This is a genomic window from Amycolatopsis sp. NPDC023774 (assembly GCF_040639695.1).
Classification (GTDB): domain Bacteria; phylum Actinomycetota; class Actinomycetes; order Mycobacteriales; family Pseudonocardiaceae; genus Amycolatopsis.
On record NZ_JBFAAJ010000022.1, the window covers coordinates 86,673 to 95,849 of the forward strand.

The 9,177-nt window shown below is 72.3% G+C and carries 9 protein-coding genes and 2 pseudogenes; 10 read left to right on the forward strand and 1 reads right to left on the reverse strand.

Features of this window, described 5'->3' with window-relative positions:
• Window positions 1–18 precede the first annotated feature (18 nt).
• Window positions 19–966, reverse strand: a complete 948-nt coding sequence (locus AB0F91_RS33550; RefSeq protein ID WP_360604091.1) for a hypothetical protein — start codon at window positions 964–966, stop codon at window positions 19–21.
• A gap of 183 nt (window positions 967–1,149) precedes the next feature.
• On the opposite strand from AB0F91_RS33550, the gene AB0F91_RS33555 reads away from it, so the two are divergent.
• The 10 genes and pseudogenes from AB0F91_RS33555 to AB0F91_RS33600 all read left to right on the forward strand — a co-directional run.
• Window positions 1,150–1,641 (forward strand): helix-turn-helix domain-containing protein, encoded by a 492-nt coding sequence (locus AB0F91_RS33555; protein ID WP_360604093.1) that lies wholly within the window; start codon window positions 1,150–1,152, stop codon window positions 1,639–1,641.
• A gap of 91 nt (window positions 1,642–1,732) precedes the next feature.
• Window positions 1,733–1,990 (forward strand): hypothetical protein, encoded by a 258-nt coding sequence (locus AB0F91_RS33560; protein WP_360604095.1) that lies wholly within the window; start codon window positions 1,733–1,735, stop codon window positions 1,988–1,990.
• Window positions 1,948–2,937, forward strand: a complete 990-nt coding sequence (locus tag AB0F91_RS33565) for an MFS transporter (protein ID WP_360604097.1) — start codon at window positions 1,948–1,950, stop codon at window positions 2,935–2,937. Before AB0F91_RS33560 ends, AB0F91_RS33565 begins: the two co-directional genes overlap by 43 nt.
• Before the next feature lie 264 nt (window positions 2,938–3,201).
• Window positions 3,202–3,438, forward strand: a pseudogene (locus AB0F91_RS33570) (hypothetical protein); the annotation flags it as partial.
• Window positions 3,439–3,475: 37 nt separating this feature from the next.
• A complete protein-coding gene (locus AB0F91_RS33575) occupies window positions 3,476–3,982 on the forward strand; it encodes a DinB family protein (RefSeq protein WP_360604099.1) in 507 nt (168 codons plus the stop codon).
• Window positions 3,983–4,063: 81 nt separating this feature from the next.
• Entirely contained in the window at window positions 4,064–4,993 is a 930-nt protein-coding gene (locus AB0F91_RS33580) for a 2-dehydropantoate 2-reductase (RefSeq protein ID WP_360604101.1), read from the forward strand.
• A 290-nt stretch (window positions 4,994–5,283) separates the two neighbouring features.
• The gene (locus AB0F91_RS33585; protein WP_360604103.1) at window positions 5,284–6,132 is read left to right on the forward strand and encodes an ESX secretion-associated protein EspG; all 849 of its coding nucleotides are present in this window, start codon (window positions 5,284–5,286) and stop codon (window positions 6,130–6,132) included.
• Window positions 6,133–6,189: 57 nt separating this feature from the next.
• On the forward strand, window positions 6,190–6,579 hold the full coding sequence (locus tag AB0F91_RS33590) for a hypothetical protein (protein ID WP_360604199.1): 390 nt from the start codon (window positions 6,190–6,192) through the stop codon (window positions 6,577–6,579).
• A gap of 16 nt (window positions 6,580–6,595) precedes the next feature.
• Window positions 6,596–8,611 carry a hypothetical protein gene (locus AB0F91_RS33595; RefSeq protein WP_360604201.1) on the forward strand — a complete coding sequence of 672 codons (2,016 nt, stop codon included), beginning with the start codon at window positions 6,596–6,598 and terminating at the stop codon, window positions 8,609–8,611.
• A gap of 7 nt (window positions 8,612–8,618) precedes the next feature.
• Window positions 8,619–8,909 (forward strand): annotated as a pseudogene (locus AB0F91_RS33600) (type VII secretion target); the annotation flags it as partial.
• Window positions 8,910–9,177 lie beyond the last annotated feature (268 nt).

Sequence of the window (9,177 nt, forward strand, 5' to 3'; positions counted from 1 at the left end):
CTTCCGAAAGTCGACCGGTCAGCCCGCGGTCCACGCTGCCAGTGCCGGCGCCAACGCCTTGATCCCCGCGGTCACCGCGGCGCGGCCCTTCGCCGACGACGTCGCGGCCGGCTGCTGCGTCAGGAGCACCACGACGTAGCGCGAGTCGACGATCCCGGTGGTGTTGAGCACGAGCGCCGATCGCAGGATCATCCAGCCCTGCTTGATTTCCCACGTCGCGCCGGCCATGCCGTCCGGGATGCCGAAGTACTGCGGGTAGCCGTCGTCGGCGGGCTGGCGCGCGTCGGCCATCGCGGTGAGCAGCGGTTGCGCCGTGGTGTCGGGGACGGTGTCGGTGAGGTAGCGGTAGGTGCTGACCACGTCGTCGGGGCTCATCTTCGTCATGCCCCACTGGCCCGGGTCCGTCGGTTCGAGCGTGTGCGAAAGCCCGATGAGGTCGGCCATCCGCCCGACGATCGCGGTCCCGCCGTCGGCTTCCCAGAGCTTGTCGGCGATGGCGTCGTTGCTGCCGGAGATCATGTCGGTGAGCTCGTCGGCGGTGTCACCGGCGGGGACCTGCCAGGTGCCGTCGTCGTACAGTGAGTCGAGCGCGATGAGCAGTTTCACCACGGAAGCCGTGTAGTACGGGGTTTCGGCGTCGCTCAGCGCGAGGGTCTTGCCCGTCTTCGTGTCGTACACCGCGAGTCCGACCTTCGTGCCCCTCGACGCTGCGGTCACCGCGTCGACGACGTCGTCGGCCACGGCCGAGGGGTCGGGCAGGGGAGTCGAGGGCGTGGTCGGTGTCGTCGACGACGTCGGTGGTTCGCTTGTGGGCGGCGGTGCGGGGGAGGACGAAGGCGGCGGCAGCGTCTGCGCCGCAGGCATCGTCGTCATGTGCCGCGTGCTCGCCGTGACGACAACTGCCGTCGTGAGGACCGTCGCGGTGAGCCCCGCGGCGGCGAGCGCCCATCTCAGCCGTCTTGCCATACCGGGACAACGCCGCGGAGCCCCTGCGTTGCAGCCGATTCCGCCTGTCTGTTTCCTGTGTGTTGCTGTGCAGGCGCTGTGTTCGGCCGGACGGCCCAGCGCCCGCCGGCGCGTGCTACCGTCGATGACGGCTTGCACCGCGAAAGGCAGCGAACACGGTGTGGTGGAAGGAAGGGAGCGGTGATGGCCCGACGCATCCAGTGGTCCGGACACGCGTGCCCGATCGCCCGGGCGGTCGACGTGCTCGGCGAACCGTGGACGCTGCTGATCCTGCGCAACGCCACCACGGGCACCGCGCGCTTCGACGAGTTCCGCGACGAGCTCGGCATCGCCGACAACGTGCTCACGACCCGGCTCGCCAAACTCACGGAAGCAGGGCTGCTCGCGCGGGTGCCCTACCGTGACGGCGGCCGCACCCGCCACGAGTACCGCCTTACGAAGGCGGGCGCCGACGCGCTGCCGGTGCTGCTGTCCCTCGCCGAGTGGGGCGACGAGCACACCCGTTCCGATCCGCCCGCCGAGCGCATGCTGATCGTCCACGGCGCCTGCGGGGCGCGGACCCGCCCCGGCACGCTGTGCGACGAGTGCGGAAAATCGATGCGCCGCGAGGACATGCTCTGGTACCGGCCGTGGCGCTCGTCCGAACCCGTGGCACTCGCCGAACCGGTGAGCTGAGCCTGCCTCGAGGGCGTCCCGCACTCGCGGGCGCCCCCTTCGACGTGCTTACGGTCCGAGCTGACTTGCGCGGAGAAAGCCAAGGTTCACCGTGCGGGCATGTCGCAGCCACGTCTGGCGGAGGTCCGCGTGTCCGCCGCGCGGGGCGTTCGCTGCCGGTGCGGCGACGCTCGCCGCCCTGTACGTCGGCAACAACCCGCCGAGCGCGCTGTATGCCTTGCTGCGCACCACTTTCGGCTTCTCCGCGCTGATCCAGACGCTGCTCTACGCGGTCGCGGTCGCGGTGATCGTGCCGGCGCTGCTCGTGTGGCCGGGCCGCTGTCCGACGCCGTCAGGCGCCGGCTGCTGATCCTGTCCGGTCTCGTCGCGTTCCTCGCCGGCGACGTGGTTTTCGCGCTCGCCTCCGACGCGGGCTGGCTGTTCGCGGCTCGGGTCCTGCAGGGTCTGGGCATGGGCGCCGGCGCCGCGGCGGCGCAGGCGATGCTGAACGACAGCGCCGGCCAGGACGCGTGTGACCAGCGCCGAGCATCCCGGACCGCCACGGCGTGCGTCACCTTCGGGCTCGCGCTCGGCCCGCTGGCCGGCGGCCTTCTCGCGCAGTACGGCCCGCTGCCGCGGCAGCGGGCCGTTCGTGGTCCACGCCACGGCTGTCGCCGTGGTGGTGCTGCTCGTGGTCCGCACGCCGCGTGCGGTGCGCTCCGGCGCTGGCGCCAGCCGCGGCTCGGTGTGCCGCCCGTGGTCCGGCGGACGTTCCTCATCGCCGGGGCGTCGTCGTTCCTGGCGTGGGCGGTGCTCGGGATGTTCTCGGCCGTGGGGCCCTCGCTCGTGTCGCGAATGCTGGGCTCGGCCAACCTCGCGGTCGCGGCGGGCGCGCTCACCCTGATGATCGCGACGTCCGGTTTCGTCCAGTTCGGGGCGGGCAAGCTCGCGCCCACGGCCGCGCAGGCGATCGGGCTCGTGGTGCTCGCCGCGGGGTTGGCGCTGCTCGTCGTGGCGAACGAGGTCGGCGTCGCGTGGCTGGTGGTAACGGGGACCGGCCACGGGCTCGTGTTCACCGGTGCGCTGGCCGAGTTCACGGTCGTGACGCCGCCCGCCGAGCGCGGCGCGGTGATCGGCAGCTACTACGTGGTCAGCTACCTCGGTCTCGGCGGCCCGGTGATCGGCGTCGGCCTGCTCTCGCTCGCGCAGGGCCTGTCCGCGGCCACCGTGCTGGTGGCCGCCGTGGTGGTCGTGTGCTGCCTCGTGCTGGCCCCGCTGGTGTTCCTCGAGATCCGCCGCTGCGCCAATCCACAGTAGACGGTCCACACGGGAGGGGAAGACGCATGTCCGTACGCCGGGTCGCGCACGAGACCGTGCGGCTGGAGGTGCCCGTGGCGGCGCCGTTCACCGGGTTCCGCGCGCGGTACGCCGACGCCGTGCCGAAGCTCCGCGGCGACGAACTGGCCGGCTCGAGCCGGGTCGAGCTTCGGTCGGCCGCCGATGCGAGCCCGCCGCACGGGTTCCTGTGCTACTGGGAGACCGACGTCGGGCCTTTGATGAGCCTCGCCGCGCCCGTGCACGGAGTACCTGATGGGCAACCACACGATCGCCCGGCAGATGTTCGTGCACGAGCCCGGCGTGCTGCTCTACGCGCCGCTGCGCACCACGATCCACGAGGACGCCGACGGTGTCGCGTGGTTCACCGTCGACCTCCCGAGCAGCCGCTTCGGCAGCTTCGGCGACCCGGCGGTGACCGCCTCGGCCGTGACCTCGACGAGAAGGTCGCGGCCCTGCTGGAGCACCTCGGCGCGCCGGTAGCCTGACCGCGGACGTGCCACCGGGTGAAGGGGGAGCCGTGGCGACGGAGCGGATCGGGCCGCCGGCGATCGCGGGGGAACGGGAGATGCTGCGCGCGTTCCTCGACTTCCACCGCGCGACGCTCGCGATGAAGTGCGACGGCCTCTCGGACGAGCAGCTGCGCCGCCAGTCGATGCCGCCGTCGACGCTGTCGCTCCTCGGGCTCGTGCGGCACCTGGCCGAGGTCGAGCGCACGTGGTTCCGCCGCGTGATCGCCGGCGAAGATGTGCCTCTGGTCTGGTCGGCCGACGGGGACTACCAGGTCGCCTACGACGCCACCGAGGGCACGCGGGCCGAGGCGTTCGCCGCGTGGCAGGCCGAGGTGGAGCACTCCCGCCGGATCGAGGCGGCCGCCGAGTCGCTGGACGTCGTCGCGTACAACGCGCGATGGGGCAAGGATGTCTCCCTGCGGCTGGTGATGCTGCACCTGATCCACGAATACGCCCGGCACAACGGCCACGCCGACTTCCTGCGCGAGGGTGTCGACGGCGTCGTCGGGGTCTGACCGGGGCCGCGCGCGGCCCCGGGTGTGAGAGCGCCGACTCCTGACTTGTCCTAGGCAAGTCAGGGGCCTAGCGTCGGAGCGGTGACGAGCGCGAAGCGAATTCTGGTGGTGGGTGCCGGCGCGACCGGCGGGTTCTTCGGCGGCCGGCTGGCGCAGGCCGGCCGTGACGTGACCTTCCTGGTGCGCCCCGGGCGAGCGGCCGCGCTGATGGAACGCGGCCTGCGGATCACCGGGCTCGGTGAAGAGACGGTGCTCACGCCCAAGCTCGTGCGCGCCGGTGAGCTCACCGAGCCGTACGACCTCGTGCTGTTCACGGTCAAGGCGGCGGGACTCGAGCAGGCGATCGAGGACGTGGCGCCGGCGGTCGGGCCGGACACCCTCGTGCTGCCGGTGCTCAACGGGCTGCGCCACATCGACGCGCTCGTGGCCCGCTTCGGTGAGAAGCGGGTGCTCGGCGGCGTCGCGATCGTGATGACCACTGTGGACGGTGCGGGCGACATCCGCCGGCTCTTCGATCTCCAGTCGCTCACCTACGGCGCCCGAACCGGGCCGGCGCCGGCCGGGCTCGCCGAGGCGCACGAGCTGCTCTCGGGTGCGGGCTTCGACACGGCGCTGTCCCCGGACATCACGGCGGCGATGTGGGCGAAGTGGGTGTTCATCGCGTCGATCGGGGCCGTGACCTCGCTCATGCGCGGCACCGTCGGCGACGTCGCCGGGCAGCCGGGCGGGATCGCGTTCGCCGAGGCCGTGGTCGCCGAGTGCGCGGCTGTCGCGGCGGCCGCCGGGCACCCGCCGGCGGCGGCCGTCCTGGCGAACGCCCGCGGCACCGTGACCGAGGTCGGCTCCCCGCGCGCGCCTTCGCTCTACCGTGACCTCACCGCGGGGCTGCCCGTGGAGGGCGAGCAGATCTTCGGCGACCTCGTGGACCGGGCGCACGCGCTGGGGGTGTCCGTACCACTGCTGGAACTGGTGCGGCTGAACCTGCGCGTGTACCAGTCACGGCTCGGCTGAGCCTCCCGAACGAACCCCGGTTCGGCGCCCCGGAGAAGTCCGCGAACTTTTTCCGGACCGCGGTGAACCGAATCGGGTCCGGCCCACGTGATGGGTGCGGAAGGGCGCGAAGGTCGTGCCCGGGTTGACACGGACGGATGGTCTTTCGGGCACCGGTTCGAGTGGTGATTTCCCGCCACACCAGGACTGCTACGCTCCGATCAGTGACATCTGCACCCCTTTTGGCGCAGGTGTCCGGACCGCGGCTCAGCGCCGTGCACGACCCGCCGTGGGGAAGGAAGCTCTCGGGTATGGCGGACAGGTTCGAGTTCGTTCTCGACGTCTTCGAAGCTCTTGTGGTCAGCCAGGCAACCGGCGGTGACATCCGCCAGTACCCATTGCGGATCGGCACGGTGCCTTCGGATCCCATCCGGTTCGTCCGCGTGGCGACCCAGGTCTACCGGGCGATGGAGGACAAGCGGCTCTCCACTCACGGGGAGCTCAGCCCCCACGTGCAGACGGCGTTCGGGCTGCTCGCCCGGCCGCGCGTTTCCGTCGCGGTGGCCGGGGTCGACGGCGTCGGCGCCGACATCGCGGTGCTCGCCCTCAGTGACGGCAGGCAGGCGCTCGGGATCACGCAGAACCCGCATACCGACGAACTGCTGTTCTCCCTCTTCGCCGACGAGGACCTCGTCGACGTCGTCACCGGCGTGCTGCCTCCGGCACGCGCCGCGACGACCGGCGCCCACACGGTGAACCGGCAGGCGAAGCGCGCCGTGTCCGCGATGACCGCGCGGCGCATCGCCGAGGCGGCCGAGGACGAGGAGGAGACGGACGCCTTCGGGATGATCGAGGTCCGCGGGACCGTGCGGCCCAGCCGCACCGACCCCCGCGTGACGCCGACGCCCGGCAGCACCGAGGTGCTCGAGCGCGTCATGGCCGCGCCGCGCCTCGGCGGCGGGCACGTCACCGTCACCGGCTGGGGCCGGCACGGCGAGCTGCGCGCGGCCGACCCGCTCAGCTGGCTCGACACGCAGGACGGCCGGTACCTGATCCACACCACCCACGGCGAGGCCGGTGACCTCAGCGCGGACTACGTCCCCGCAGGGCGATCCGACGTGGCCCGCGCCGTGCAGAACGCCATCGCCGCCGTCTACTGACGCGCGCGCACCAAAGAGGAGGGAGATCCGGTGGCCGACGACGCGACCCCGGTGAAGATGACCGCGCGTGAGCTGACGCCGCAGTTGTCCGGGACCGAGCTGAAGCGATTGGCGCAGACCGGCAGTTTCGCGGTGGACGACACCACCGGCAACCAGATGATCGAAGCGCTCGAGGGTGTGATCGACACCCTTCAGGCGCGGTGGGACGCTTTGCAGAAGCTGGGCACGGCCCCGCCTCTGTCGGCCACGGCGACCGGTCAATGGGTGTCGAACCACATGCTCAACACCGCCAGTGACGCTCAGGGCTTGCTCACGCAGCTGCAGGCGGCGCGTGACGAGTTCCCGACGTACGTCGAGGCGATCAAGCTGGCGAAGCAGAACTACAGCAACACCGAAGCCGGAACGCGCGACACGATCAAGCGCCTTCCCGTCGACGAGCTGACCTGAGGAGGATCTCGTGGCCATGACAACCGACACGTCCACCTCGGCGGTCTCAGACCCGTCGTCACCGGACTACGACCCGCACAGCCCCTACTACGACGTGACGGCCGACTCGTCGTCGAAGTACTTCGTCGGCCCGGTCAAGCCGGACGACGTCGCCTCCGGTGACCAGATCCGTGCCGAAGCCACCAAGGAGATCGACGACGAGATCGCCCAGGGCTGGCTCGGCCCCGTCGTCGACCCGAAGACGCGCAACGACAAGATCCAGGAGCTCTACGAGCAGCGGCTCGTGGAGGCGAAGTCCGGCCTCGACGGCGGTCTCCAGCTGCGCCAGGCCGACAGCGCGCCCTACACCGACTGGTCTCAGGCCACGCACGAGCAGATGCAGCAGGCCATCACCCAGCAGGCGAACTCGGGCACCGTGGCCGAGGCGTCGGAGGAGTGGGTGCGGGTCGGCAACGACCTGGCCACGCACCAGCAGAACCTCGCGCAGGCGATCAGCGCCAGCACGAGCAACTGGCAGGGCGCGGGCGGCGACGCGGCGCGCGAGCACCTCGCGAACGTCGGCAAGTGGCTCGGCAACACCGCCCAGGGCGCGACCCTGGCCGGGCGCCAGCAGGAGATCCACTCGCAGGCGTTGAACGAGACGCAGATCGCGATGGCCGCGAACCCGCCCGTGCAGTTCAACGTGCAGGAAGCCAACGCGCAGCTGCAGCAGATCAAGGACCCCACCGAGTACGCCGCGCAGGCGTCCAAGGCGATGGCGACCTTCACCGAGCAGCAGGCCGCGCGCCAGCAGGCCGCGCAGCTGATGACGCAGTACGACCACACGATCGGTTCGGCCGTCGTGACACCGGCGTTCGCGGCTCCGCCGAAGCTGCCGGGCTCGACCGCCGCGAACGGCGGCGGCGCGGGTGGCGCCGGCGGTGGCGCGGGTGGCGCCGCCGGTGGCGGTGCCGGGAGCCAGGGTCTTCCGGTCGGTCCCGACGGATTGCCGATCGGTCCTGACGGTCTGCCGGTCGGTCCTGACGGTCTGCCGGTCGGTCCCGACGGACTGCCGATCGGCGGTGCCGGTGCCGGGAGTGGTGCCGGCGGTGGCGCGGGTGGCGGTGCCGGGGGTGGCGCCGGCGGTGGCTTCAACGCGCCGCCGCTCACCGTGCCCGACGGCCCGGGCGGCGTTGGTGGCGGTGGCCTCGGCGGCGGCTCGGGGAGCGGCGCCGGTGGCGGTGCGGGCGGCGGTGCGGGTGGCGGCGGTGGCTTCAACCCGCCTCCGCTGAACGTTCCCGACGGTCCTGGCGGCTCCGGCATCGGCGGTGCCGGTGGTGGCTTCGGCGGCGGCTCCGGCCTGCCGAACGACGAGACCACGAAGACTTCGGGCTTCACGCCCCCGCCGCTGACCGTGCCCGACGGGCCCGGCGGTTCCGGGATCGGCGGCGGTGGCGGCTTCAACCCGCCCCCGTTGAACCCGGGCGGCGGTGTCGGTGGCGGTGGCCTGGGCGGCGGCTCGGGTTCCGGCACGGGCTTCACCCCGCCGCCGTTCAACCCCGGCACCGGCGTCGGCGGCGGCTCGCTCGGCGGTTCCGGTGGCCTCGGCGGGGGATCGGGCAAGATCCCGACCATCGGCCGTGGTGGCGGCATCAACGGCGAGAGCATCAGCAGCCGCCTCGGCGGTGGCGGTGGCGCCGGTGGTGGGATCGGCGGCATCGGTGGTGGCGCCGGCATCAAGGGCGCGGGCCTCGGTGGCGCGGGCCTCGGTGGCGCGGGCTCCGCGGCGGGCGCGGGCGCCGGTTCCGGTGCCGCGGCGACCGAGGAGGAGCTGGCCGCACGTGGCGGTGCCGCGCAGGCGGGCGCCAAGGGCGCGGCCGGTTCGCCGGGTATGGGCGGCATGGGTGCCGGCCAGAAGGGCGGCAAGGGCCCGGAGGACAAGGAGCACAAGATCGCCGACTACGTGGAGTCGGACGACCCGAGCTTCTTCGCTCCGGACGAGGTCGTCGCGCCACCGGTGATCGGCGACTGGAAGAACAAGGACTGGAAGTGAGGCGGGGATGACCAGCGGAGGCTTCGACGTCGAACCCGACGAGCTGACGGCGCACGCCAGCCACCTCGACGGGCTCGTGGACCGGCTGAACAGCGCCGTGCAGGCGGCGGACTACGCGTTGAGCGACGACGCGTACGGTCTGCTCTGCGCGTTTCTCCCGCCGATCGTGAACCCGACGGGGCAGCAGGCCAAGGACGCGGTGAGCGCCGCGGCCGAGGGCATGCAGACCACGGCGGACAACGTCCGCACCACGGCGCAGGCGTACCTGGACGGCGACACCCAGGAGGCGCAGCCGTTCCTCAAGCAGCTGGCCAGCAGCGACGACGCGGCGGGCTTCACCAGCGGGGACTCGGGCAGCTACGCGTCGGGCAGCGAACCGCTGTCGCCCCGCATCGGCACGACGGTGCCGAGCGAGCCGCTGCAGGCGCCGCTGTCGCCGCGCATCGGTACGACGGTGCCGGACGAGCCGTTGCAGGCGCCGCTGTCGCCGCGCATCGGTACGACGGTGCCGGACGAGCCGTTGCAGGCGCCGCTGTCGCCGCGCATCGGTACGACGGTGCCGGACG